Origin of the sequence: Rubritalea marina DSM 17716 (genome assembly GCF_000378105.1) — a bacterium.
Taxonomy (GTDB): Bacteria; Verrucomicrobiota; Verrucomicrobiia; order Verrucomicrobiales; family Akkermansiaceae; genus Rubritalea; species Rubritalea marina.
This window is the reverse complement of sequence record NZ_KB899251.1, coordinates 20,696-46,845: the sequence shown is the minus strand read 5'-3', so window position 1 is coordinate 46,845 and position 26,150 is coordinate 20,696. Positions and strand designations below refer to the sequence as shown.

At 49.6% G+C, this 26,150-nt stretch carries 27 protein-coding genes; 9 read left to right on the top strand and 18 right to left on the bottom strand.

The annotated features are described in order from the left end of the window. The first annotated feature begins 5 nt into the window (after positions 1-5). The 4 genes from F454_RS0104955 (at position 6) to F454_RS0104940 (ending at position 2,977) form a co-directional block, all read left to right on the top strand. Entirely contained in the window at positions 6-1,139 is a 1,134-nt protein-coding gene (locus F454_RS0104955; RefSeq protein ID WP_018969525.1) for an MGDG synthase family glycosyltransferase, read from the top strand. Next, positions 1,136-1,720 carry an HAD family hydrolase gene (locus F454_RS0104950; RefSeq protein WP_018969524.1) on the top strand — a complete coding sequence of 195 codons (585 nt, stop codon included), beginning with the start codon at positions 1,136-1,138 and terminating at the stop codon, positions 1,718-1,720. Before F454_RS0104955 ends, F454_RS0104950 begins: the two co-directional genes overlap by 4 nt. Before the next feature lie 19 nt (positions 1,721-1,739). Next, on the top strand, positions 1,740-2,507 hold the full coding sequence (locus F454_RS0104945) for a 7-carboxy-7-deazaguanine synthase QueE (RefSeq protein ID WP_051083286.1): 768 nt from the start codon (positions 1,740-1,742) through the stop codon (positions 2,505-2,507). An 89-nt stretch (positions 2,508-2,596) separates the two neighbouring features. Then, positions 2,597-2,977 carry a hypothetical protein gene (locus tag F454_RS0104940; protein ID WP_018969522.1) on the top strand — a complete coding sequence of 127 codons (381 nt, stop codon included), beginning with the start codon at positions 2,597-2,599 and terminating at the stop codon, positions 2,975-2,977. Positions 2,978-3,121: 144 nt separating this feature from the next. Here the strand turns inward: F454_RS0104940 and F454_RS0104935 are convergent, their stop codons facing one another. Together F454_RS0104935 and F454_RS0104930 are read right to left on the bottom strand one after the other, a co-directional pair. Beyond that, complete coding sequence (locus tag F454_RS0104935) at positions 3,122-3,883, bottom strand: TorF family putative porin (protein WP_018969521.1); 762 nt, start codon at positions 3,881-3,883, stop codon at positions 3,122-3,124. Between the two features lie 343 nt (positions 3,884-4,226). After that, positions 4,227-4,406 (bottom strand): PspC domain-containing protein, encoded by a 180-nt coding sequence (locus F454_RS0104930; RefSeq protein ID WP_169334327.1) that lies wholly within the window; start codon positions 4,404-4,406, stop codon positions 4,227-4,229. A 141-nt stretch (positions 4,407-4,547) separates the two neighbouring features. Between F454_RS0104930 and F454_RS0104925 the strand changes: the two genes are divergently transcribed. Then, a complete protein-coding gene (locus F454_RS0104925; RefSeq protein WP_018969519.1) occupies positions 4,548-5,057 on the top strand; it encodes a ferritin in 510 nt (169 codons plus the stop codon). A gap of 60 nt (positions 5,058-5,117) precedes the next feature. Here F454_RS0104925 and F454_RS0104920 read toward each other — a convergent pair whose 3' ends face one another. Continuing rightward, positions 5,118-7,031 (bottom strand): ABC-F family ATP-binding cassette domain-containing protein, encoded by a 1,914-nt coding sequence (locus F454_RS0104920; RefSeq protein ID WP_156817142.1) that lies wholly within the window; start codon positions 7,029-7,031, stop codon positions 5,118-5,120. A 119-nt stretch (positions 7,032-7,150) separates the two neighbouring features. Here F454_RS0104920 and F454_RS0104915 point away from each other — a divergent pair, with 119 nt between their 5' ends. After that, entirely contained in the window at positions 7,151-8,158 is a 1,008-nt protein-coding gene (locus F454_RS0104915; RefSeq protein WP_018969517.1) for a type 1 glutamine amidotransferase family protein, read from the top strand. A 16-nt stretch (positions 8,159-8,174) separates the two neighbouring features. On the opposite strand, the gene ftsW is transcribed toward F454_RS0104915, so the two are convergent. The 11 genes from ftsW to F454_RS0104860 form a co-directional block, all read right to left on the bottom strand. Further along, on the bottom strand, positions 8,175-9,341 hold the full coding sequence (ftsW, locus tag F454_RS14215; RefSeq protein ID WP_018969516.1) for a putative lipid II flippase FtsW: 1,167 nt from the start codon (positions 9,339-9,341) through the stop codon (positions 8,175-8,177). A 6-nt stretch (positions 9,342-9,347) separates the two neighbouring features. Continuing rightward, complete coding sequence (locus F454_RS0104905) at positions 9,348-10,040, bottom strand: LysM peptidoglycan-binding domain-containing protein (RefSeq protein WP_018969515.1); 693 nt, start codon at positions 10,038-10,040, stop codon at positions 9,348-9,350. A gap of 25 nt (positions 10,041-10,065) precedes the next feature. Continuing rightward, on the bottom strand, positions 10,066-11,376 hold the full coding sequence (gene murD, locus F454_RS0104900) for a UDP-N-acetylmuramoyl-L-alanine--D-glutamate ligase (protein WP_018969514.1): 1,311 nt from the start codon (positions 11,374-11,376) through the stop codon (positions 10,066-10,068). A gap of 3 nt (positions 11,377-11,379) precedes the next feature. Further along, complete coding sequence (gene mraY, locus F454_RS0104895) at positions 11,380-12,666, bottom strand: phospho-N-acetylmuramoyl-pentapeptide-transferase (RefSeq protein WP_018969513.1); 1,287 nt, start codon at positions 12,664-12,666, stop codon at positions 11,380-11,382. A 7-nt stretch (positions 12,667-12,673) separates the two neighbouring features. Next, positions 12,674-14,050: a UDP-N-acetylmuramoyl-tripeptide--D-alanyl-D-alanine ligase gene (locus tag F454_RS0104890; protein WP_018969512.1), complete on the bottom strand. Its 1,377-nt coding sequence runs from the start codon at positions 14,048-14,050 to the stop codon at positions 12,674-12,676. Positions 14,051-14,064: 14 nt separating this feature from the next. Further along, positions 14,065-15,756 (bottom strand): UDP-N-acetylmuramoyl-L-alanyl-D-glutamate--2,6-diaminopimelate ligase, encoded by a 1,692-nt coding sequence (locus tag F454_RS14210; protein ID WP_083912894.1) that lies wholly within the window; start codon positions 15,754-15,756, stop codon positions 14,065-14,067. After that, positions 15,753-17,639, bottom strand: coding sequence for a peptidoglycan D,D-transpeptidase FtsI family protein (locus F454_RS0104880; RefSeq protein WP_018969510.1), 1,887 nt, complete (start codon positions 17,637-17,639; stop codon positions 15,753-15,755). Before F454_RS0104880 ends, F454_RS14210 begins: the two co-directional genes overlap by 4 nt. A gap of 1 nt (position 17,640) precedes the next feature. Further along, the gene (locus F454_RS0104875) at positions 17,641-17,931 is read right to left on the bottom strand and encodes a hypothetical protein (RefSeq protein WP_018969509.1); all 291 of its coding nucleotides are present in this window, start codon (positions 17,929-17,931) and stop codon (positions 17,641-17,643) included. A gap of 59 nt (positions 17,932-17,990) precedes the next feature. Then, positions 17,991-18,965 carry a 16S rRNA (cytosine(1402)-N(4))-methyltransferase RsmH gene (rsmH, locus tag F454_RS0104870; RefSeq protein ID WP_051083285.1) on the bottom strand — a complete coding sequence of 325 codons (975 nt, stop codon included), beginning with the start codon at positions 18,963-18,965 and terminating at the stop codon, positions 17,991-17,993. A gap of 66 nt (positions 18,966-19,031) precedes the next feature. Next, positions 19,032-19,496, bottom strand: coding sequence for a division/cell wall cluster transcriptional repressor MraZ (locus tag F454_RS0104865; protein ID WP_156817140.1), 465 nt, complete (start codon positions 19,494-19,496; stop codon positions 19,032-19,034). Positions 19,497-19,803: 307 nt separating this feature from the next. After that, positions 19,804-21,150 (bottom strand): hypothetical protein, encoded by a 1,347-nt coding sequence (locus tag F454_RS0104860; protein ID WP_156817139.1) that lies wholly within the window; start codon positions 21,148-21,150, stop codon positions 19,804-19,806. A gap of 126 nt (positions 21,151-21,276) precedes the next feature. Here F454_RS0104860 and F454_RS0104855 point away from each other — a divergent pair, with 126 nt between their 5' ends. Genes F454_RS0104855 through F454_RS0104845 form a run of 3 tightly spaced genes read left to right on the top strand, consistent with a single transcriptional unit; the run spans position 21,277 to position 24,344 of the window. Further along, the gene (locus F454_RS0104855) at positions 21,277-21,936 is read left to right on the top strand and encodes an HAD family hydrolase (protein ID WP_018969505.1); all 660 of its coding nucleotides are present in this window, start codon (positions 21,277-21,279) and stop codon (positions 21,934-21,936) included. A gap of 3 nt (positions 21,937-21,939) precedes the next feature. Next, entirely contained in the window at positions 21,940-23,469 is a 1,530-nt protein-coding gene (gene tatC / locus F454_RS15585) for a twin-arginine translocase subunit TatC (protein WP_018969504.1), read from the top strand. Continuing rightward, on the top strand, positions 23,466-24,344 hold the full coding sequence (locus tag F454_RS0104845; RefSeq protein ID WP_018969503.1) for a YicC/YloC family endoribonuclease: 879 nt from the start codon (positions 23,466-23,468) through the stop codon (positions 24,342-24,344). The genes tatC and F454_RS0104845 overlap by 4 nt, the downstream gene beginning before the upstream one ends. A 62-nt stretch (positions 24,345-24,406) precedes the next feature. Here F454_RS0104845 and F454_RS0104840 read toward each other — a convergent pair whose 3' ends face one another. From F454_RS0104840 to F454_RS15580, 4 genes are all read right to left on the bottom strand, one after another. Further along, on the bottom strand, positions 24,407-24,586 hold the full coding sequence (locus F454_RS0104840; RefSeq protein WP_018969502.1) for a hypothetical protein: 180 nt from the start codon (positions 24,584-24,586) through the stop codon (positions 24,407-24,409). Between the two features lie 69 nt (positions 24,587-24,655). Continuing rightward, positions 24,656-24,988 (bottom strand): hypothetical protein, encoded by a 333-nt coding sequence (locus tag F454_RS0104835; protein WP_018969501.1) that lies wholly within the window; start codon positions 24,986-24,988, stop codon positions 24,656-24,658. 12 nt (positions 24,989-25,000) lie between these two features. Further along, positions 25,001-25,303 carry a 4Fe-4S binding protein gene (locus F454_RS16070; RefSeq protein WP_083912892.1) on the bottom strand — a complete coding sequence of 101 codons (303 nt, stop codon included), beginning with the start codon at positions 25,301-25,303 and terminating at the stop codon, positions 25,001-25,003. A 9-nt stretch (positions 25,304-25,312) separates the two neighbouring features. Next, positions 25,313-26,134 (bottom strand): hypothetical protein, encoded by an 822-nt coding sequence (locus tag F454_RS15580; RefSeq protein ID WP_018969500.1) that lies wholly within the window; start codon positions 26,132-26,134, stop codon positions 25,313-25,315. Between the last annotated feature and the right edge of the window lie 16 nt (positions 26,135-26,150).

Genomic DNA, 26,150 nt, shown 5'->3' with positions numbered 1-26,150 from the left:
CCCTCATGAGTGAACCAGCCACCATCACCAAGCTCCCAAGAATTATCATCACCACCGCAGGGTTTGGCGAAGGACACAACAGCGCGGCCAATCATATCGCCGCCGCACTCGATGGCAGAGCTGAGGTCGAAATCATCGACCCTTGCGAGCTCGGAGCTCCGTGGGTCAATCAAAAGCTGCGTGACTTGTACCGGTTCATCACCACCCACGCCCCAAAGACTTGGTCGAAAATCTACAAGACTACCGACCACAGGGACTTCTCCAAAGAACGCCTGCCCTTGATGCGTCACCCAGAACTGGCACTTCACGAATCTCTACTGAGCTTCGAGCCAGAAATGATTTTGAGCACCTACCCGCTCTATCCCTACTTTATCCATCGCTCATTTCATCGAGGCGCTCGTAGGGTTCCCGTCATCACGGTGATCACCGACTCCATCGAGATCAACAGCTCATGGACCAAAGCTCCTACAGACTTCTGGTTCGTCACCGACACACTCACACGCCAAAAATTGATCAAGCACGGGATAGCTGCGGAAAAATTGGTCGTGACTGGCTTCCCGGTGCACCCACGATTCGAGACACTGAGCCCCGTGCCATCTACTGATCCTTGCGAGCCATTTCGAGTTCTCTACTTCCCCACTTCAAAAAAACCCATCGTACGTCGCATCATGCGCGCAATCCTCAAAAACCCACACTGCCAGACAAAAGTCACCGTGGTGCTCGGCCGCAACGTACGAAAGCTCTATGAAAAAGCCCGTGAGATTCAACTCGAATTCCCAGACCGCGTGGAAATTAAAGGATGGACTCGCAGTGTCCCAGAACTCCTCACCAACCATCACCTCGTGATAGGTAAAGCGGGTGGAGCCACCGTGCATGAAGCGATTGCTGCTCAGACACCCATGCTGATTCACCACCTCGTCCCGGGCCAAGAGGAAGGCAATCTCACCCTGCTTAAAGAAATCGGTGCAGGCCAACTCACCGAATCGTCGAAGCAAGTCAAACGTGCCATCGCCAAGATCACTGAGAATGACGCATCGCTCTGGCGAGAGATGAAAGAGAACTTGGCAAAATCCTCGCTTGCTTGCGGGGCCAGAACTGCTGCAGACTTCGCTCTAGAACAGCTGAAGCAGCAACCATGAGCACCTACCTATTTGATATTGGCAACGTCCTACTAGCCTTTGATTTCCAGCCCGCCCTCAGCAGCCTGATCGGAGCAAAGCCAAAAGCAAATGCCCTAGCTCAAATTATTGCTAAAAAAGACCACTTTGAAGCGGGTAAAATCGAAGTGCCAGACTACATCGATTGGGCATCAGAACTACTCGATTTTCAGGGTAGCCATGATGAGTTCAAACGAGCATGGACCAGCATTTTCACCCCCATCGAAGGGTCTTGGGAGCTCGCCCGTGAGCTTCACCACAAAGGGCACCGACTCATTCTTTTTTCCAACACTAATGCAATCCACGCACCGTATTGCCTAGAAACCTATCCCGACTTTTCTCTATTCGAGCATGCCGCATTCTCCCACGAACTTGGTGCCATCAAACCCAATGACGCCTTCTACACCTCAAGCATTGAACAATTCGATATCGACCCGAGTGACACCTATTACATCGATGACCTCCCAGAAAATATCGAAGCAGGCAAAAAGTTTGGCTTGAATACCCACCTGTACCGACAAGACAAGCATCACGACTTGCTTGAATGGGTGGCTCAACATTAACACCATCACATTTTCCACCATGTCAGAAAAGACAATCAAACTCGCGGTTCTGAATGGTGAACCAGAAATTTTCCACACCATCCAGGGAGAGGGCGTTAGCATGGGTGTTCCCTCCATCTTTATTCGAGCCTCATTGTGCAACCTACATTGTAAATGGTGCGACACTGACTACACTTGGAATTGGAAAGGCACCCCTTGGCCCCATGAACACGATTCCGATCCAGCTTACCAAAAGTTTGATAAACAAGACTTCCTCACTGAAATTGCTACGAGTGAAGTCGCCTCGCTGGTCGCCCAATTTCCATGTCGCAACATTATCCTGACCGGCGGCGAGCCCCTACTGCAGCAAGACGCCTGGATCGACCTCATCCAGAAGCTGCGCGCTGTAGACACCCAATATCGCTTTGAAGTAGAGACCAATGGCACCCAAGTCCCGCAACAAGCATTTGCCTCACTCATCGACCAATTTAATGTTTCACCAAAGCTGGAAAACTCTGGGAACGCCCTAGGACTCCGCGACAAACCCGAAGCCATGGCTTATTATGCCGGGCAAGACCGTACTTGGTTCAAGTTCGTTATCAGCGAGACATCAGACCTCCAAGAGGTCCTCGCCCTAGTCCAACAGTACCACATCCCGCATGACAAAGTCCTTCTCATGCCTGAAGGCAGGGATGATCAAACACTCCAGCAAAAACGCCTCTGGCTGGCCGATTATTGCCGCGACCACGGATTCCGCTATTCGGATCGCCTCCACATCCAACTTTGGGGCTCCAAACGCGGCGTTTGATTCCTTAGCAAAAACTTTGCAACTTTTCAGATCGTGCAGAGTTTGATATAGAGAACCTGCGATTCATTTCGCTCCCCAAGAACAATCCAATGAAGGCTCAGAACGAAAAAGACCCACTCTGGGATGTGCTCTCCAATGCTTCAGAACAGAAGCCAGATGCACATTTCAGCCACAATGTGATGCGCGAGGTACGTAATTTGCCCGCTCATGAACCATGGTGGAAAGCCTTCAAGCTCCCACAACTCGCTACCGCCACTGCAGCAATCGCACTCACACTAGGCGTGGTATTTATTGGAGCAGATCCGCAGCATGCCAATCCTACCAACATAGTCACAAAAGATGTGGGCCAAACTATCCCCCCCACTGCCCTGAGTGAAAATGACCTGGACGACATCCTCACTCCAATATCAGTAGTCGCTCACCTCGACACCACGGACTTCGATGAGTTTCAAGAATTACTAGAACTGTAGTCAGCTCCTCGTAACCCCACCCATCCACTCGCATCTGTGTGAGTGGTTTTTTTGTCTCTAGTGATCGATTACTAGAAACAAAAAAACGACCAGAGCATGATGCCCTGGCCGTTTCGTAAAATACTATCGTATTAGTTCTAAAAATTAGAAGCTAACTGAAAGTGCTACACCACCGTGGAAACGGTTTTGCTCCTGATCGCTAACGGAGAATGTTGTGTCGCCAGCGTCAAGTTCGAATGTGTATGCAAGGTACGGAGAAAGAGTTGCGTTCTCTGAAATTGCGTAGTCGTAACCGAGTGTGGTTGTTACGTGATGTGCTTCCCAACCTTCGGTAAGGAAACCGAAGTCAACACCGAGACCGAGATTCTCAAGGAAGAGATCGGACTTGGAAGCTGAAAGCTCGGAGTAACCGTTGTTGTCGAACTTGTCTGGGTTACCAGTTACGTTCCAGTAATGAGTGAGGCTGGTGCTGAGACCGTATGCAAGGTCCTTGGAAAGTGCGAAGTACACTTCCTTTGCGTCACCTTCAGAAGAAGCGTTTGTGTCGATCTGGTAGTAGATGTAACCAGTGGTGAAGTTAACGAAACCGAAGTCCTTAGAAACTTCAGCGTAGAGGTCAAGCTCCTGAGTCTGATCTTTGCCGGATTGCTCCTTGAAAGAACCGAGCCATGCGCCACCTGCGAAGTCGAGACCCCAAGCGGACTTGGAGAGATCAACGCCAGCGTCGATGAGTGGCTGACCTTGCTTAGTACCACGCCAGATGTAATCGCTGTGGTAACCAGCATAGATGTTGCCTTCGAAACAAGGAGTGTCGCATTCTGCGACTGGAGCAACTACTTCACCTGCGAAAGCAGAACCTGAAACAAGTGCACCACCGAGTAGGGATAATGTAATTTTGTTATTCATAACGACACCTTGTTAGCACAGCTCGTTCCAGATCGTAAACAAAAAAATCACGCCTTTGTCACACGGATCACGTTGACCACACACTTTTTTTAATACATAATTGCCGATTATTTTTCCAAATAAGCACCTGAAAACAAGAACCCCTAAAGAAGCGTAATCCCTTGGTAATCACTCATCTACAAGACATCAACACGCCAATTGAGCAAGGAGAATACAGTAACAATCCATAGCAAATCAGGGATTATTCGACTAATGCTTAATCTTTCTTAAAAAAAATCTCATTTTCAGCCCTTCGGGCCCACATACAATTCTACAGCGTCCTCAACCATGCCGTCATGGATGCTCATTTAACCTTCGGCATGAAGATCCAAAGTAGTAGGTATGGTAGCACTCCAAAGCCGTACAAGAGCACCGAGCAGACAAAGATCAAGCGCCAGCCCCAGGTGGGGATCTCACTGAGTAGCTTCTTATTGAGTGTGTAACACACACCTCCAATCATGGGCTTATCTTTCGATGCATTCATACCAAGCACACTAATTAGATGCCCATCCATCCGCAAAACAAATCTTCACAGTGCAGCGAGCTAAAACTCAGTTCGAATCTCCTACTTTAAGTTTTCAATTAGCGTGCAGATGCGTTAGTCTTACCATCAAATTCATTCACCATGTTAGAAAAAGAATTACAAGACGCCCTCAACAGCCAGATCAACCAAGAACTCACTGCTGCATACAACTACCTTGCGATCTCTGCCTACTTCGAAGAAGAAAACCTCGTAGGGTTCGCCAATTGGATGCGCATGCAGCACCAGGAAGAAATGGAGCATGCAGAGAGACTACAGACCTACCTTCTTGATCGTGGTGGACACCTTGAACTCGAAGCCATCGAAAAACCACGCTCCGAGTTTTCTGGCGCACTAGAAGCTTTTGAATTTTCCTTGGAAACAGAACAGGAAAACACTCGCTCCATCAATGCTCTCTACGAAAAAGCATTTCGACTGAACGATCATGCTACTAAAACCCACCTCCAATGGTTCCTCACAGAACAAGTCGAAGAAGAAAAAAGTGTCGAAGAAGTCATCACGACTCTGAGGATGATTGGTGACGACGTGGCTGGTTTACTCTACCTCAATGATAAGCTAGGTGAGCGCAAGCACGACGAAAGCGAGGAAGCATAAGCACTTTTACACACACCCATCATGCACGGACAGCATAGCAGGCTGCCGTGCATTTTTTGTTTATGCGTGGTAAGCGTCCCAAGCAGCCTTAATCGCATTCAACTCTTCCCAACGTTCATAAAGCTCCAACACCCTGGCCTCCAGCACTTCAAGTTTCACCTCATATTCACGATAATCATGGGTATGCTCAGCATAGAAGTTAGGAGCGTTGATAATCGCTTGCTGGCTCGCAGCAGCCTCTTCTGCCCTTAATATATCCTCTTCAATCGTCTCTAGCTCTCGCTCTTCGCTCCACTTGAGCTTTTGAGGCTTTTCCGAAGATTTCTCTTGCTTGCTCTCCACTGTCGCAGGAACGACTTGCTCGCTCATTTTAGTATAATTGGCGCGTTGTTTATCACGCTCAGCCTTCTTTTCCAAATAGTAATCATAACTCCCAACGTTATGATAGAGCATACCATCATCTTCAAATGCGAGGACCCTAGTACAGACGCGATTGAGAAAATAACGATCATGAGAGACGACCAAGACTGAACCTTTAAACTGAGCCAAAGCCTCTTCCAAAAGCCTCAGAGTATTCAAATCCAGGTCATTGGTTGGTTCATCGAGAACTAATACATTACCACCTTTCTTGAGAATTTTAGCCAATAAAACACGGGAGCGCTCGCCGCCTGAAAGCAAATTGATCTTGGTATTGATACGATCATCATCAAACAAAAAGCGCTTTAGGTAGGCTCGTAAGCCTAAGTTCTCATCCCCCAGCTTCACGTATTCCTGCCCTTCGCCAACCTCATCAAAGATAGAATTCTCGCCATTGAGGGTAAGCCGGTTCTGATCAACGTAATTGATACTCACACGCGCCCCTACCTGCACTGAGCCTTGACTGGGTTCCTGCATCCCTAGCAGCACTTTGAGCAAGGTTGACTTCCCCATGCCATTGCGACCCACCACACCAATCCGCTCTTTCGGTTCTAGCTTAAAGTCAAAATTACGGAAGAGTGTGCGATCACCAATTTCACAGGTAAGGCCCTTACCTTCGATGACAATATTGGGCAGCTTACCAGCTGGTGGGATGATCAAATCGACATCGACTTCTTGCTCAGGCGCTTCTTGGTCTGCCACCTCAAAGTACTTATCCATGCGGTCACGCGATTTGGTTCTACGCGCTGATGGACGACGGCGCACCCACTCTAGCTCCTTCTTTAAAAACCTCTGACGCTTGTGCTCATTGACAGCTTCTTGTGCCATTCTCTCGGCGCGTGTCACCAGGTAGTCGGTATAATTCCCTTCATAACTCACACACTTTCCGCGACTCATTTCAACAATACGGGTCGCTATGTTATCCAAGAAATAACGATCGTGCGTCACAAACAAACAGGTGCCAGCATAACGAGAAAGAAAGGTTTCCAACCATTCAATGGATCCAGTATCTAGATGGTTGGTGGGCTCATCGAGAATCAAAAAATCTGGCGCTGCAAGCAAAGCCCGAGCCATAGCAACTCGGCGCTTTTCACCACCTGACAGTGTCCCAATAAGACGGTCTGCTTCTGGAGCATGTAGATTGTTTAGTAATGCCTGCGCTCTGCTCTCAATCGTCCAGCCATCCAAATGGTTGATGGCTTCCAAGAGCTCGGCTCCTTGTTCCGAGCTTGGGTCACCTTGCTCATACTGCTGAATTAAGTCTATAACGTGCGCTGATCCACTTAAGGTTGCCTCAAGCACAGTAGCTTCATCATCTAGTTCGAATTCTTGTGGCAAATACCCAGTCACCAAATCATTGCGTGTGACATACTCCCCCGAATCCGGCACCTCCACGCCAGCACAAATCTTGATAAACGTGGACTTCCCCGAGCCATTGCGGCCGACCAGGCCAATACGGTCGCCCGGCTGGATCGCTAACGAAGCGCCATCGAGCACGGTATGATGTGAATAACGGACGGTCAATTCAGAGGCGCTCGCAATCGCTGGTTCAGACATGCCCATCTCATTATCAGCTGGATGGTAATAGTCAATCGATGATGAGCACTCAGGTAAATAGACGAGTACAAAGCACGAAAGAATACATCTCACACTGCGTACTTATTGATAACATTTTTATGAATCTTTCCTATTCCATCCTCACCAGCATTGCTCTGACTAGTCTGGTCAACGCCCAGATCACTTACAAACCAGATCCTAGCGCTGACAATGGGAAGCACCTAGTATTCATTGCCTCAGATCACGAATACCGCGCTGAAGAAACTTGTCCCGCACTTGCCAGAATCATGGCAAAGCACCATGGCTTCAAATGCACCGTACTTTTCGGAGTTGATCAAGACGGCTACATTTACCCAGGTGCCTCCAACATTCCTGGTATGGAAGTACTGGATAGCGCAGACGGACTATTCTTGTTCACGCGGTTTCTTGACCTTCCAGACAAACAAATGGAGCCATTCATCAAATACCTCGATAATGGCGGACCCATCGTGAGCGTCAGGACCTCGTCACACGCCTTCAAAATCCCAGCTGGTAAAACCTACTCAAAGTTTAGCTTTCGCTGGAAAGGAAACGATTTCAAAAATGGCTTTGGCCAGCAGTACCTCGGAAACACCTGGGAAGGCCACTACGGCAAGAATCACGTGCAAGGCACACAAATCCAACTCGTGCCCGACAAACTCTCACACCCGATTCTCAAGGGCGTGCACGACAAAGGATTCTGCTACGCTGGTGCATACCGTGGCGTCATACGTTCAGGAATGGAAGTGTTGGCCAATTCACAGCCACTCACCTCGATGGATCCAAAAAGCACTTTGGATCACGACAAACCACCCACACCTTTCGCTTGGACCTTCCATTACGATACGAGCAATGGGAAAAAAAATCGAGTATTCCACTCCACCCAAGGCGCTTCGCAAGATATTCTCGACCCCAACTACCGCCGTATGCTCGTCAACGGCATGTATTGGTCACTTGGTATGGAATCAAAAATCAAAGCCGATTCGACCATCGACTTTGTAGGTTCGTACCACCCAACCACCTTCCGCGATATCAGCAGAATCGCTAACTACAAGAAGGTCAAACCAGAGCAACTAGCTGGATTCGACTCCACGATTGGCGAACCTTAGGCCTTTATCTGAACGATCAAAGTCGGATACTCTTTCTAGACTGCGCGAGCAATCGATCCCCACGTCGCACGCGAAGTTCGGTGTGTCGGTGCACACTCACCAGCAAGCCAATCGTCGCCCAAGTAAACACGAGGTTGGTCCCCCCATAACTGACGAATGGTAGCGGTAGCCCGGTATTGGGCAACACCGCTGTGGTCACGCCAATATTCATCATAGCCGGCACCACGATGCTACAGGTCAACCCGATAGCCAGCAGACGCCCAAACAAGTCAGAGCTCCGAGCCGCAATTGCTATGCCAAAAACGGCTAACATAAGAAAACAAAAAACCGTACCCAGCGTGAACCAAAGCCCTAGTTCTTCCCCCACCATTGGAAAGATAAAATCCGTGTGAGCAAAAGGAAGGTAGCCATGTTTCTCTGCCCCATTACCCAAACCACGGCCACTCACGCCACCATTACCAAAAGCCAATAACGCCCTCCATTGCTGAAAGAAAGCGCCACGCTGCGCTTCAACATTATCAGGATCCATGAACGCCATGATACGTGCCATACGGTTCGGGTTAAAATACACGACCAAACCCAACAATGTGGCACCTGCCCCCGCTGCCAAGCCCAAGAGCCATGTGCGCACCCCAGCCACAAACATCATAGCGAATGCTGCCACAGCCAAACACGCTGAAGTTCCCATATCTTTTTCAAAGAAAATGAGACCCAATAGCAAACCTGTGATCACCATCGGCATGAGGAATCCCCTACGGAACTTTTTGATCTCAGCCTTGTAATGGGTAAACCAAGCTGACAGAGCGATGACTAGAGCAATTTTTGAAGGTTCCGAAGGCTGAAACGTCAGTCCAGCTAGGCTGATCCAGCGCGACTCACCATTCACCTCCTTGCCGATACCCGGAACAAAACATAAGGCCAACAAGAAAATCGCAAGCACATAGATCGGCTTCGCAAATCGCCGCCATGTTCGGTAGTCAGTGTAGGTGAAGAACATCGCAGCCCCACAGCCCACCACCGCAAAAAAAGCCTGCTTCTTGAGTAGAGAATATTCTTTCCCTTCCTCGACCCAAAGACTCGTGGAGGCCAACATCACCAGCCCGAGCACCATCAACAGACAAGCAGCCAGACAGACGATGATGGCATTGCGGTTATCTAACCACCTGTTGAGGATCGGATCCACAGCGTGTTACTTTTTCAATGGAATCTCTAGCTTTTGCCCTACGCGTAGCTGGCGAGCATCCTCAATTCCATTTGCAGCCATCAATGCATCTTGGCTCACACCCTTTGCTTTTGCGATCCGGTAGATGGAATCACCTTTCACCACAGTGTATGACTCAGCGAGGGACTTCGCTTCTTCCACCACCACAGCCTTCACCGTAGCAGCTGCGCCTTCAGCACTAGGCTGAACTTTCACCATCACGGGCTCAACCTGCTCCTCCTTCGGTAAATACAGCACCTTACCGGCATGAATAGTCGTATTCTTATTCAGTGCGCGCAGCTTTTCTACTGAGACTTTATGCCGCGTGGCAAAGCTTTCATAGGTGTCGCCACTTTTCACCAATTTTGGCTCCAAGCCTTCAAACTCATTCGAACTAGCAACATTCGCTGATGGGAGATCAAGGGGTTGTAACTGAGACTTATTCCACTCAATGGCAACGTATATCACGCCGACAGCAACGACATGCAAAATAATGACAACCATCCAAACACTAGCTAGGCTCTTGTGCGGCACTTCTGCCTGCAGCTCTCCTGGTCGCGTGCTCGCAGCAGCCACGGCTTGCTTGCGGCGTGAACCAGAACTCACACGTGCATGCACAGCGCGAATGCCGCGCTTCTTCTGCGGCTGAACTCGATTGGTTTGTAGCTTTCTAGAATTCATGGGATTTCTTTGGTTTATTGATACGTTAGAGCGGTAGGGACTCTACCAGTTTTTTAAAATGTTTTCCGCGCGCTTCATAGCTAGGAAATTGATCGAATGAAGAGGTACCAGGCGACAACAAGACGGTGTCGCCTGCAGCACTCACGTCGTGAGCGACCAAGATAGCCTCATCCAATGTCTCCACTGCTGTGACAGGGACTGATAGTGAGAACCTTGCCTCAAGCTTTCTCGCTATCTCACCGAAAACCACGCTATGCTTCACCGTCTTCGAAAGCGTCGGAAGCAGCTCCTCATACTCTAGCCCCTTCTCTTTACCTCCAGCGATCAAAACGATCGGTCCTGGCAAGGCATTGAGGGCGCTCTGAAGCGCATGAATATTTGTCGCCTTGGAATCATTGATGTAATCCACTCCCTTCACTGAGGCCACAAACTCACATCGATGCTCAGGTGGTGAAAAATTCGCCAATGACGGAAGCACCTCTGCCACAGAAATAGCTAAGGCCTCTAATGCCGCAATCGCAGCCATCACATTCTCAGCGTTGTGAGAGCCTCGCAGTGCAGAGTCTCGCATATCAAGGATCGGCTTACCGTGCTGTAACAACTGATGACCATCAAGCGTGTAGTCAGCATCCTCGCTGACACTAGAAAAAGTCACCCCCTGGGCAACTAGCTCACCCAAATCTTCCCCTTGTCGGTAGACCGCAGTGTCTCTCGACGTTTGATTCTTAAAGATCTGCCTCTTTGCATCGAAATAGGTCTGTAGGCTCGTATAACGATCCATGTGATCCGCAGAAAAATTTAACCAAATCGCAACGTCGGCATGAAATTCTTTTACCGTCTCGAGCTGGAAGGAACTCAATTCTAAGGAAACAAAGTCGGGATCATTGCCTTCTAGCACCACCTCAGCCAACGGCTTTCCATAGTTTCCACATGCCACACAAGTGAAGCCTGCAGCTTGAATCAAGTGCTCGATCAAGGCTGTCGTGGTTGTTTTTCCATTGGTGCCAGTGATGCCGATCACCTTACCTTGATAATAGCGGGATGCCAATTCGATCTCTCCTAGCACCTCACCCGCCAGGCGACTGAATGCTGCCACAAAAGACCCATAGGTATCTATCCCAGGCGAAAGAACCAAAACGTCTGAAGCCACCGTAGCTCCAAGCTCTTCACTAGCCCCGGAATACCCTACAATTTCAGGTTTCCAAGCCTCAAAATGAGCAGCGGGATTGGCGTCATAAACACGCACATTTGCCCCCTTCGACAGAGCCAGCTCAGCCGCAGCTCGACCACTTCGGCCAGCTCCTAACACGACTACACTTTTTCCGGCGAGTTCCATGCTCTATATAATTTTCAATGTCGCTAATCCGAGCATTGCGCTCAAAATCGAAATAATCCAAAAACGCACGATCACTTGGCTTTCATGCCAGCCTCGCAGCTCAAAGTGATGGTGGATGGGAGCCATTGCAAAGACTCGCTTCTTACGCAGCTTGAAGCTTCCCACCTGAATCATGACGGAAAGCGCTTCCATCACAAAAATCCATCCAATGATCACCAACAACAATTCCTGCTTGGTACAAATCGCAGCAGTCCCGAGTGCTCCACCAATTGCCAAAGACCCAGTATCACCCATAAAGACCTTCGCCGGGTGGCTGTTGAACCAAAGAAAGCCAAATGATGCTCCGACCAATGCTAACATTACAACAGCGAGCTCGCTGAGCATTGGGTGGTACGCAATGTGTAGATAATCAAAACCTAACACCAAATGTCCTCCAAGATACGCCAGCGCGGCATAGGCTAGGCCAGTAGTGATGGTACAGCCTGCAGCTAATCCATCTAAACCATCGGTAAGGTTCACCGCATTGGAAGCCCCAATGATAATCAAAGCAAAAAATGGAATGGCGAAGAACCACATGTCAAACAATGGGCGCTTGAAAATCGGAGCCGTCAGTTGGCTTGAGCTCATTGGCTGAGCCTTTCCATCCACCTGAAGCCAATAACCAGCAGAGCCACGTGGTGGATAGCGGTCGACTTCTTCGCTGACACTCTCGGCCTCGCCAGTAGACACCATCACAGTTTGTAAGGCATCTGAACCAAGTGCCGCTCCATTGGCATCCCCAGTCACTGCTGGTTGCGCATACAGGAACAATGCTGCAACAATCGCAATCCCGAACTGCCAGGATAGCTTCACTCGCGGGCTCACTCCATCAGAATTTTTCAACTTCACTTTGGTGAAATCATCCACAAAACCAAGCAAGCCAAGTCCGAGCATCACAAACATCGTGACTGCGACAAAAGGATTGAGAACGCGACCACATAAAAGCACCGCAACCAACACTGAACCTAGGATAAGCACGCCTCCCATCGTTGGTGTGCCAGCTTTCGCCCCGTGGAGTTCATGCAATTTGTGCACCTCTTCTGCAGAACGAATCGGCTGACCGACTTTCAATGAAATCAGCTTTCTAATCACCCATGGCCCAAAGGCCAATGACAAGACAAAGGTGAGAGCACAAGCCAAGCCAGCACGCACTGTAATGTATTTCAACAGGTTTAAGAAGCTCGTCGCTTGAGCCCATTCAGCCCCCGACTGAAACGCTTCATTCCACCATTCGTAAATTAAGTATAACATAGAAAAATTAATTTTGTGGGAAGGCCAAGCGCATGACTTCCTCCATCTTTGCTGAGCGACTCCCTTTGAAGAGCACTGCATCGTTTGCTTTGCAATGGTCTTTGAGCCATTCTGCAGCCACGGCTTGGTCGTCGAAGTGATACGCTGCACCGCCGGCCTTGAGTGCTGCATCTGAGATTGGCTTTGCCTCTTGCCCAACTGTCACTAACTCGACTCTACGCTTCGCGGCCAATGAACCTACCGACTCGCAGGATGTCTCAGCGTATTCACCGAGCTCAGCCATCTTCCCCAATACAGCATAGCGCTCAGCATCGGTCGCTAGCTCCAATTCATCTAGCGCCTCAATTGCCGCCTTCATCGACTCTGGATTCGCATTGTATGTGTCATCAAACACCTGCACCTCTCCTGAAATAAACGACCTAAGTCTACCACTCGTAAGCGTCGCTGCATTCAATCCATCAGCAATTTCAGCCAATGTCATGCCCAATGCCTTCCCTACCGCTGCTGCTAGTAATGCATTGGATACCATGTGGCGCCCCACCACTGGCAAGGTCACGAGTTCACCTTTGACCTCATCGCTCACCAAGTGGAAGCTCGAACCACTCTTACTCATAGCCAGCTTCTCCGCACGAATCTTGCCACGGCCATTCCCAACAATGATCACTCGCGATTTAGTCTGCTTGCAGTAATGGTCGGCAAAATCACAAACAGCTGATAAGCAAAGTACGCCATTCGCTGGAAGGTAGCGCACCAGAGCACCCTTTTCAGTAGCTATTGCTTCACGGCTTCCAAGGTATTCAATATGCGCCGTGCCAATGTTGGTAATGACACCGATGCGAGGTCTGGCGATTTCGCACAAGGCCGCAATCTCACCATGCCCACTCATGCCCATCTCAAGCACACAAACCTCCGTTTCTTCAGGCATTGAAAGAATGGTCAGCGGGAGTCCGATGTGGTTATTGAAATTCCCCGCCGTAGCATGAACCTGATACTTTTGCTGCAATACAGCCTTAGTGAAATCTTTGGTAGACGTCTTACCATTGGATCCAGTGATGCCGACCACTTCGACATTTGCTTCCTTCAGATGCCAAGCTGCCAATGATTGTAGAGCTCGTAAGGTGTCATCAACCACAACCACTGCGATGCCTGTCTTGGTAAAACCCTCCGGAAGGTGATCCACAATGAGAGCCTTCGCACCTTGATCAATCGCTTGATCCAAAAACGCATGCCCATCAAAATGATCGCCACGCAACGCAACGAAAGCCGCCCCATCCACGATCGCTCGTGTATCAGTCGATACCGAAGTAATCTGCCCAGTGAGCTCGCCGCGGCTCAGAGACCCACGACAGGCATCAACGAGTGAATGGATTGGGATGGCTTTCATTGGTCTAGTTGTAGTTATTCGTTGCTAGATTGTTCTCCTGGGTTTCTTTTAGGATTGAAGGGGCGTTTGAAATCCTTTGCTCCACCGACACGACGCTCACCGTACTTCTGAGGTTTTTCATGCTCGGACTTATAGTTTGGATCGAACTCGCGTTCCTCTCTAGGTTGGCGCTCATCGCGTTGCTTTTGGCGTAACATTGCCTCGCGCGCACGCTCTTCGTTTTCACGTTGTCGCGCTTCGCGCTTCTGGTGCATGGCTAACTTTGCCACCCTGCGATCATCAAAGTCTACCTTCCCATCGGCAAATTCCTGATAGGTCTCATGCCCTTTCCCTGCGATCAGCACAATGTCACCTGCTGAGGCCACATCAATGGCGGTGCGAATCGCCTCTGCTCGATCCACAATAGAACGGTACACCTTGTGCTTCATTCCTGGTTCAATTTCTTTAAGGATCGCCTCTGGGTCTTCTGATCGTGGGTTGTCTGATGTGATAAAACACATATCAGAGTACTGACTCACAGCTTCAGCCATGAGTGGGCGCTTCCCAGCGTCTCGATCGCCGCCACATCCAAAGACTGTGAGAAGCTTACGCGGGTCTAGCTCTTTCAAGCTACTACACACTTTGTCGAGCGCATCAGGAGTGTGAGCATAGTCCACGAACACATTCACTCCGCCAGTAGAACTCACCAACTCGAGGCGACCAGGCACCTGCGGCAGCTCTGCAAGAGCCTGCACCGCATCACGTAGTTTAATGCCAGCTGCTACCGTTGCAGCTATCGCACCCAGGCAATTATAAACATTGAAGCGGCCAATCAGAGGCACGCGTACCAAGTAGGACTTTCCTCTGTTGTCTAGTTGAAACTCGGTGCCTTTCACCTGCTCTTTAAGGTTGGAAACTTTGAAGTCGCAGTGCGCATTCATGCCAAAGCTAATCAACTTTGCCCCCTCTGGAAGTTCCTTGGCAATTTTGGCTCCATAGAAATCATCCGTATTCACCACTGCATAGCTCCCACGTGTGGTAGCCACATCATTGATGAAGGATTGCTTCACCTTGAAATACTCCTCCATATTCCCGTGGTAATCGAGATGATCTTGACTCAAATTCGTAAAGACAGCGGCCTTAAACTGGACACCAGCCAGACGTTCTTGCTCGATTCCGTGCGAGCTCACTTCCATCGCCACACCGCGGCAGCCGTTCTCCAGCATCGTTCCAAACAAGCCATGTAGCACCTCTGCATTTGGTGTGGTGTGACTAGCGTCCGCACGCTCAAGTCCGTCATCAACCTCAACAGTCCCAATCAAGCCCGCACGCAGCCACGCTTGCTTCATGATATGCTGTATCAAATAGCAGGTGGTCGTTTTACCATTGGTTCCAGTCACACCCACATTGGCTAACTGGGCACTTGGTTGACCATAAAACTGGCTGCTTACCAATCCAAGATTCTTACGATTATTGGCACAATGAATCCAGGTAACTGCCTGATCAAAGTCTGCTGGCTGAGCCACTTCTGAGAGTACCGCCACAGCGCCATTGGCTATGGCGTTATCGATAAAGCGATGCCCATCATTTTCGATTCCTTTGACGGCAACGTAGAGCGCCCCTTTTTGAACCAAACGGCTATCCGAAGTAACCTGCTTGATGATGATGTCGAGGTCTCCTGAAGCCACGGCTTTAGGAAGACATTCTAATAACTGTCTTAAATTCATTGTTTTGTAAGCTGATGAGAGATTTCTTCCGTAGGAGTCAAATGCATGTGCGCAGCAGTGCGCTCAGCAATTCGCTTCCAAATCGGTGCAGCAATCGTGCCGCCGTACCGCTTTACTTCAGTTGTCTGTGGATCGTCAACTACGACTATGCAAACAAACGCAGGATTTTCTGCTGGCAGCATCCCAGCGAAGGAAACTGTGTACCGTCCCTCGATGTGCCCACCATTCACAGGATCATGCTTCCGCGCAGTTCCTGTCTTCCCACCTTCGGTGAATCCAGGCACATCCGCTCGAGTCGCTGTCCCGCCAGTAGCCACCACGGTTTTAAGTGCATCACGAAGCGATTCTGCGGTCTCTTCAGAGATCACGCGCTTCAACATCTTGGGCCTGAATTTTTCAATCACCACCCCCGCATTCGTATCCACAGACTTCACGATCTGGGGCTGCATCAGCTTTCCACCATTGGCAATCACACAGTAGGCGTTGGCTACCTGCAAAGGTGTCACACTCACAGCATAACCATATGACACACGCGAGAAGTCGACCTCATTGCCAGTGTTCACTAACAGGCCTCGGCTCTCACCAGCCAAACGAACTTCCGTCTTCTTACCAAACCCGAAATTCTTCGCATACTCGAAAAATGTTTTCTTTCCCTGCATCTGAGCCAACTTAAATGCTCCGATATTTGAAGATTTCTGGATCACTTTCCAGACCGGTAAGTCACCGTAGGGGTGATGGTCTTTCACCTGCAGTCTTCCCTTGCGATAGTTTGCCCAATGACAATAAATAGTGGTATCTTTCGATACGAGCCCCTCGTTCAGCGCGCCTGCCGCTGCCACGATCTTGAATGTTGAACCCGGTTCGTAAATTGCTTGTAACGCATAATTGAAGCCATTCGAGACCACCTTCTGGCGCAGATTCAAGTTGAAATGTGGGCGACTAGCCATTGCTAAAACCTCGCCGGTGTCTGGCTTCATCATCACCACACAACCTTTGACACCCTCAAATTCTTCCATGCCGCGGTCTAACTCCTCTTCACAGATCGCTTGAATACCCATGTCGATCGTGAGTTGGACGTTTAAGCCATTGTTTGGAGCGCGAAATGACCCTTTGTGCGCCGGCATGATGTTGCCGCGGATATCACGCATCTCCACCTCATACCCATTGGTTCCCTCCAGAAAGCCATTCATCGAAGATTCGACCCCAGCCAATCCCCTTCCGTCGCGGTTCACATAACCTACCACATGAGTAGCAAGCTCAGGCGCTGGATACCAACGGCGCTTCTCCTCACGCAAAAACACTCCCTTAATACTGCGATCCTTAATCAGCTTCTCAAGCCTAACAGCTAACTCGCTCGCAAGACCATGGTAGATCACTTGTTCCCCCATGCGCGACATATCCAACTTCGCACGAAGCTCTTTTTCACTCATCCCCAATGGACGCGCCAATTCATCGATCAAGTAGTTTACATGACCATCAATAATCGCCTGCGGATCAGAACTGTACTTCTCCAGCAACTTCCTCGCCCTTGCATTGATTTTGCTAGATTTCTGCGCACTATTCCACGTCCGCCATTCTCCCTCACTTCTGAGCTCTGCACAAGCAACCCCCTTGGCAACATGCTTAACATCCTTCAAATGATAGAGGTCTACCACTACCGATTTGGATATCACCGTGGTAGCAATGATCTCCTCGTCTCGATCCAATAAAACACCGCGGTTTGCCTGAATCACCTCGGTACGCTTATACGAATTACCCGCTGACTTCTCGTAGCGGGCGCGATCAAAATACTGTAAATAGACTAGCCTACCCGATAGCGCTGTTAGACCCACACTCAATGCGAGCGTTAGAAAAACACAGCGTGTACGAGTGGCTTTTTCCATTTTACGGTGATGTTGTGGCGAATGAGGCTGCCGGGATAGTAATGACCTCGATATCTTGAGAGCGAATCGAGACTAACTGAGAATCTCGGTTCTCTAGATCCGCGCGAATCATGTGACGGTTCAATTTGCGATCAATCTTGACCTGCACCATCTTAATATTTTCCTGCGTTTCCTCGATACGTCGCTCAGCAGCGTCGATTTCTCTGGCAGTTTGAACCTGAGCATTCTTCAGGATCGCATGCATCACACCACCGGTCGCCAACATGGCGCCAAGCACAACCAAAGCAATCATATGCAATGGATTTGAAGGGTTTCTATCTGACTTTCTGTGATTCATATCAATCCTTTCTATTAAATTCTCTCTCCCACACGGAGCACCGCACTACGAGAACGAGGGTTTCTAGCAACCTCTTCTTGGGTCGCTTTGATGGGTTTTCTTGTGATTTGTCGAAATGTGTAATCAGGATTTGGACGGGGCTCTGGCCATTCGGGGCGGTCGATCTCAGGCATCGATGTGTGCCTAAGAAAACGCTTCACCATTCTATCCTCGAGGCTGTGGAAGCTAATCACGCAGAGCCTGCCTCCTGGAGCCAGTATGTCCTTGGCCGAGTCGAGTAGGCGTCGCAAAGATCCAAGCTCGTCATTCACTTCGATTCTCAGGGCTTGAAATACTTTAGTTGCTGGGTGAATTTTTTTAGGACCTCGTGGAATGAGCTTTTCGATACCAGCTGCCAGTTGAGTGGTCGTTTCGTATGGCACGTTCTGTCGTTGTTCCACAATGTAGCGAGCGATTTTTCTGGAAGCTCTCTCATCGCCGTATTCCCAAAAGATGCGCGCAAGCTCCACCTCATCCCAAGTGTTCACAATGTGTGCCGCAGTGATTGGTGAGCTAGGCCCCATACGCATATCCAAAGGCCCTTCCTTGCGGAAAGAAAATCCACGAGCATCACAATCAAATTGACGTGAAGACACGCCAAGATCCACCAACACTCCGTCCACTTGCTCGATCCCTTTATGGGCTAATAAGGAATGAGCATCTGCAAAATTACCCACTAGTGGCTGAAAACGTTCTCCATAAGCCGAGAGTCTTTGCCCCGCGTACGCGTGAGCTTCAGGATCGCGATCCACCCCGAACACAGTTGCCCCTTTGTCGAGCATCATATGGGTGTGCCCCCCGCCTCCCAAGGTTCCGTCTACTAATACCTTACCTGCGCCAGCCTGCATTGCGGTAACAGACTCATGTAAAAGTACTGTCTCGTGATAGTGAGGTAACGCGCCACCACCTGCACTGAATTCGGATTCAGAGCGTAGAAGTCCTGAGTTCAGGCTTCTCGGAGAAGCCTGAACTCTGACTTTTGCTATAGCTGGCTTGTAGCTGCTGTTCATTTCCAATTAAAAGATATCCATCTCCTCGTTGAGGGCTAATGTCTCTGCATCCTCACGAGCACACATTTCTGAGTAATTCTCGGCACTCACGATTTCAAAGTATGTCCCACGGCCCACCAACATTGCCGGGCCGTCTGGCTCAACTCCAGGGTGATTACAGAGCGCCTTTGGTATCAAAAGCTTCCCCTGTGGATTCATCGTCACTTTGATGCAGCGGGAAAATAATTTCCCTCGCATCAACGCACGCTGCTTGGGTGTCCATTCCGCACGTGAGTCGATTTCACCTAAAACACTCTCAAACTCCCCCTCTGTGTAGACCTTGAGAATCGGCTGATCATACTTTTCAGCCTTGAGCAATCGCAGCACCCCGCTACCCGCTAAAACCCGCCAATCAGAAGGCACAGAGACCCGACACTTCGGATCAAGCTTGTGCTCAAAAACCCCCTCAAGGGTATGTTCGTAGGTTGGCATAGGTAGGCGTTATTTACTGTCGACACACTTTTATACACTTCAGTACACTTTGATGTCAAAACTTAAATAACAGAACCAACTAACGCATTGTTAGGAAGATAGGAACATTCCACTCATTTCAACAAACCACCGTCGAACCACCTAAAAACAAGAAGCAGAGTGATTCAAAGATCTACACGCGAATGATGTGAACTCGAGTGCACCAGAAAACAACTCAGTGTACCAAGAATCTTAAAAGCATCCAATTTAGGCACAAAAAAGCGGCAGCACCTCATGGATGCTGCCGCAAATAAATCAAACGAATCGTTTAAGAGGCTTCAGACTCCCCCTTTGGCTTTGACTCAGCCGGAGCTTTCCTCTTGGAAGCGGAAGAGGTGTAGAGCACACCATTGTGCATCAACACCAAATACCCCTGGTCGAGCATCCAGTGCAGATCGTGATACCAGAGATGCTTATCCTCGTCAGTCACTTCAGCAGGCAGGACCGCCTCCCAAAGTTTGTCAATACCAGCTCCCTCGTTTAGCGAAACCCATTCTTTAATCTTAGTCAGACGGTCTGAGAGAGTCACATCATCAGCAATTTGATGTGGCCGTGATGGACCACAATGCAATTTCCCCATCCACTTGAACACCGCGAGATTGCGACCAGACAGCTGGCGACAGAGGAATGGAGCCAACTTACTTGGATAACGTTTTTGATCCGCGATCGTATCTTTCAACAAAGTAAGAAGCCCTGGTGCAAGTGACTTACCTGGGATCTGAGAGTCCACATCCGCACGATGCGTGAATCTGAACACCTCCTCCAACGCGTTCGTTTTAAAGTGCTCAAGCATTGCCAACTCACCGTCCACCACCTGAGTAGGATCTTTCTTGTAGGTGTATCGTGTCAGCTTCTTCGTGGAATCCACCCATGCTTGCACCACCTCTTCAGCAGAATCAGATTCAATTCGAGATTTGTATTTCTCAAGATCCATAGCGGCAAAATGAGCCGCATGGTGAGCCGCTACTTGCTTGCCAAATTCATGGTGACTGGAGGGACCAAAAACAAACCCTGAGAACCCGCACTTAGAAACGGCAGAATACTTACCATTCGCACCCTCCACCTCAACTTGTTCTGAGGAATAAATCTCTTCTTTCCAATCGGACTTCGCAAAATGAGACACGCATTCTTCCTGCGTCAAGAAGACTGCTCCATCATGCTTGCTCTGATAGAACACATTGGTGCTGTCTTCTCTGCGAAACACCACTTTATAGCGCTCACGGGCTACGAGAATCATGCGAGCCAACTCAAAGACTGAATGAGTGCGTCCGGATGCCACGATCTCTTTAGCAAGATTATCCACCCCTTCTTCTATAGGCATAATTTCAGCCGCGACACCCTCTGGTGCTATTGCTGGCTGAGGGCGCGGGCCACGACGGCGCTCACCACGTTTGGCGTCGCCTGAAAACGGTTTACGGCCCTGACCACGCTGCGGGCGCGCTTGGTCACGTTTACCTCTTGGTTTAGCGCCTTTATCACCTCGCTGATCTGCGTGCTTTTTGCGCGGCTGCTCACTCTTATCTCTAGCCCAAGATGGGCCAAAATCCAAAGCACTCAGGTCAAGTGCGTTATTCTCTTCTGGTTTCTCGTTCATCAGACGGCGCCATGCTGGCATATTTTTTTCAGAAGACAACACCATCTTTTCGCATCTAGCCATCGAACTAGCAATCCACACCCATCCAGACAAAATATCCTACACATTCCCCCTTCCAATCACCCAAAGCTCGACTACTATGTGCGCATGCAAGCATTCGCAAGTGCAGTACTTTTTGATTTTGATGGCGTCATCATTGACACCGAGTGGCCCATCTACGAAGCATGGGCTGAGATTTTCCAATCTGAAGGGCAACACCTCGCTCCAGAAACCTATGTACAATGCGTCGGCTCTGACTTCAATACATGGTCAGCCGAAACCCATCTCGAAGAACTGACTGGCAAGACCTATGACTGGGACGCCATCAACAAACCCAAACAAGCCAAAATTATGGCAGCCCTAGAGCAACCGAGCACTCTGCCGGGTGTGCGCGAGGTCTTTGCAGCATGTGCCGCTCATGGTATCCCCATCATGGTGGTATCTTCATCCACCCACCAGTGGGTGGACACCTTCCTCAAAAAACTCGGACTCTACGACCTGATTCAAGGATCTGTATGCCGCGGTGACGCAGCGCAAATCAAGCCAGCTCCGGACCTCTATCTTGAGGCCGTGCATCAACTCAAACTTCCAGCCCACGAATGCCTCGTGATCGAAGACTCACTCAATGGCACCAAAGCCGGAGTCGCTGCTGGGTGCCAAACCTGTGTCGTCCCATCAAAGCTCACCTCGAGCCTCGATTTTTCGATTGCGGATAATGTCATTGGCAGCTTACTCGAGTTGGATATACAAGCTATCAAATCCATTTAGACCATGTTTTTGCTAAATAAAGCATTCCAACTTCGCGATAAAGCGAACAAAAATGAGGATGAGAAACCATTCCTCGAACACCTCGAGGACCTAAGAATCACGATCACCCGAATCGTGGTGGTACTCCTCATTTCCACCCTGGCCTGCTTTACCCTCAAGGACAAATTAATGGATTTGCTCCGCAAGCCTATCGTCACGGTGTGGGAGCAATCGCAGGCCGCCACACTTCCAACATCCCTCACCCCTGAAATTTGGGAACTAGCCAAGCGTAGCGCGCATCACGCCGAAACACTCAACCCTGAAGAGCGCGCAGTCTATTTTTCCCAATTCGAAGAAGAAAAGCTCGCCTTCTACGCAAGCTGCACCAACTACTACCGCGCAGCGCTCACACTCAAAGATAAGGACGCGCGCCTAAAATTTATCCAAGAACTTCCAAAGCTCAGTGACGAGCAGCGCACCCTCCTCACCACCATGCTAGATAAGGGCAAGGACGAAGCCCTCGCCAACGCCAAGGTGGATGCAAAAAACAACGTGGTGTACATGCGCTCGTTGAAGCCCACTGAGACCTTCATGCTCTCGCTCAAGCTGGCGTTCTTTGCTGGCATCGTCGTCGCATTCCCGCTCGTTCTATATTTCACACTACAGTTCGTGCTCCCCGGTCTCAAGAACGAGGAAAAGAAAGCACTATGGCCAGCCATGTTTGTAGGATTTGGCCTCTTCCTATCTGGGGTATTCTTCTGCTACTACCTCGTGCTCCCCAAAGCACTCGAATTCTTCTATGTCTATTCCAATAGCATGGGAGTGGAAAACGAATGGCGCATCGGGGAATACATCACCTTTGCCACACAGTTCACACTAATCTTTGGCCTCGCCTTCGAGCTCCCAGTCGTCGTCATGACCTTGGTGAAGCTCGGATTATTAGATTACGACCTCATGAGCCGCACGCGCTCATACGCGATTGTCTCTATTTTTGTTATAGCCGCGATCATCACCCCGACTGGCGATGCCCTTACCTTGAGTATGCTAGCTGTACCGATGGCCTTACTCTACGAATGCTGTATTTGGTTCGCCTACTTCACCCGCAACAAAGAGCTTAAGGAGGAAGAAGAGGAAGCATTCGCCACGGCATCAGCTCCTATTCAGGAATATGGCATGAGTGAGGAAGAGCAACTCGAGCAATACCGACGCGAACATGCTCACCTCTACGAGAATACCGAAGAGGACACCGATGAGAGCAAGCATTACGATAAAGAATATTTCGACAAAGAAGCGGAACAACAAACTGATGGTGAAGGTGAGGAGCTCGACGATGGCGAATCGGAGGAAGACCCACTGAAATTCCTCGACCAAATCCGTCAACCGTACGATCCTAGTCTCCACGGTGGCGTGGATGAGCAGGGTGAAGATGAATCTGATGAGGATGAGTCTGCCAATGCCTCCTCAGAATCTGAACAAGCTTCTGACATTGAGAACGAAGACCACCCCAAGGCTCAAAAAAATGAGCAAAACGAAACTGAAGACGATACGAAATGATGAAATCAATGACTGGATTTGGGCGAGGAAACAGCGCCAGCGACACACTTATTTGCAACGTCGAGGTGAGCTCGGTAAACCGTAAACAATGCGAAGTCGTCATCCAAATCCCACGCTCACTTTCTGAACTCGAGTCGCCACTTCGCAAGCTCGTCCTGCAGAAAGTCTCACGAGGCCGTGTCAACGTTAGCATCAGCATCGAGCGCAACGGCGACGCTGAACCATCAGTCCAAATCGATGTACAGAAAGCCAAAGCTCTCACCAGTGCACTCGACAAGCTCGCCCATGAAATTGGCCAGCCATTGAGTCTCAATGCCAGTGATATCCTGCGCACACCTGACATCATCTCCTTTGACGAAGAAGATATCGAGCTGGATAAAGCATCCCCACTGGCGCACTCGGCACTCGGCCTAGCCCTAGACCAACTCATCGAAATGCGCAGGCGTGAAGGCGACGACCTCAAACAAGATTCGCTCGAAAGACTCACGATGCTACAACAACTTAGCAACAACATCGAGGCGCAAGCACCCAGTGTCGTCACACGCTACAAAAACAACATGATGCGTCGACTTGCTGAGGCAAACCTAGAAATCAGCCTCGATGATGAACGCCTTCTCAAAGAAATTGGCATCTACGCCGAAAAGTGTGATATCAGCGAGGAAATCACCCGACTGCGCTCACATTTCAATAAATTCACCGAATACCTCAACTCCCCAGAACCCGTAGGTCGTTCACTCGATTTCCTCTGTCAGGAAATTAATCGCGAATTCAACACGATAGGCTCCAAAGCAAACGACGCCACTCTTGCCCAATTTGTGGTCTCCGCAAAAACTGAGCTCGAAAAAATTAGAGAGCAAATTCAAAACGTCGAGTAAGCACGAAAAACGCTCCAAAACCTATGCTTTGGAGCGTTTGAGAATGTGAACCTATTTGAGAGCTATTGGCTGAAGCCACCAAGCACTCCCTGTCCTTCTCCCGGGAGCCTGCGGTTCCATGGAATCGCACTATGCTCACTGGTTGGGCCAAGATCCTTTTCTGATTCCGGAAGGTTGCATGACACAGATGATGCAGCAAAAACTAACAGAAGGGCTTTGAAGCTGAATGATACGAATTTCATATGGAGGCATTCTTTAATCTGATCCGCTGAGCATCAAGAATAATCCGCTAGAATACTAGCAAACGGCATTCAAAAATCGTGCTTAACTCGCACAAGTTTCACCCCCTGAGGAAGACGAATCAAGGTATCCCACCACTGATCCCCCTCATAAAGGTAGCGTAACTGCAGCCCCCTTAGCTTGCCCTCCACCAATGCCTGCACAGCATCATCAATATCGACTTTCTCGGAGTCATCCACATAGCCAGTAGAAGCATACTTGGGAATCACCTCCAAGATTTGAGTACACACCTTGATGTCAGCAATCAAACGCTCAAGGGCTTGAGGCTCCAGCGCCCCTTGAAACAATTCAGGAAAGTCTATACCACTTCCTGCTGGTGGCTCTACATTTTGGTCGTTTGTCATGATTCGTATATACTAGGAAATGGTGATCGCAGACAGTGGAGCGGGACACACCTCGACACAAACACCGCAGCCCGTGCAATGCTCTGCCTGAAATATAGGTTTCCCCATCGATGCCACAATCGCTCCAGGCTCAGGGCAACGCTCCCTACAAGACGAACAAAAGCTGCGCTGGAATGCCAGACAATGCTCCTCATTCAGAATTGCCACGCCGGCCATGTCTTGGTCATCTGATGTCTCCGCAGGCTCAGCATGGCCGCCTTTCCATGGCTTAAGAAAACTCTCAAATAAATCACGCCTACTTAATGATTCCTTCACGACTTCGCCTCACTGTTGTTTGAGCTCAAAGCGCTCCCGATTATCAAAGCCGCTGTGGACAGCGTGACACTGCATGCAATTTTGCCTTTGTGGATGGGATGTCTGGATCGCATTCGCACGGCCTTCACCATGACAGGCCATGCAATTCTGTCTCATATGCACAGGATGCGGCATCACAGGTGGAGCCTGAGCGAACGCTCGCTCTCCCTTACCAGCAGAGGATTTGCCACCAAAAACATTTTCTACTGACAAACCATACATCGCTTCATGTGTCATGAAGTCCTTCTTCACCGAAGGGGCATGACATTGAATACAGTTTGGTAGATACTCATGACTCATTACTGGTGAAACTTTCCCAGCCATCAACACAGGACGCCCAGGAGAGTGGCAAGAGACACACGATTGAGTATCGCGCGTGGAAATCGCATGTGGGATCACTGGCGGGGCTCCATCATAGGCCCTACGCGATTGCCGCCTCATCACGGCCTCCTCACGTTCTTCTTTTGTCAGAACCGGCATCTCGTGATGGTTGTGTGAGACTCGGGTCAACTTATTCAAATGATTGACCCATTGTGCGTTATTCTTAAACAAGTCACTGGGAATATTCTGGTAAGTGGGCGCAGTGCGATCTGATGGCACAACCACGTTCGAATCATCCACGACTTCAAGATCCAGCCAAATTCGATTCCCAACATCGTCCTGAGAAGAATGCCGCATCTCCATGAAAAACCCCGACACTGAGACAATCACGACAACAAAAAGCACGATCGAGATGGCACCTTTCGAGGTCAGCCCGTGCTCTTCAGGATTGGGAGTATTGTTATTATCCACGGCTTATTGTCCTCTC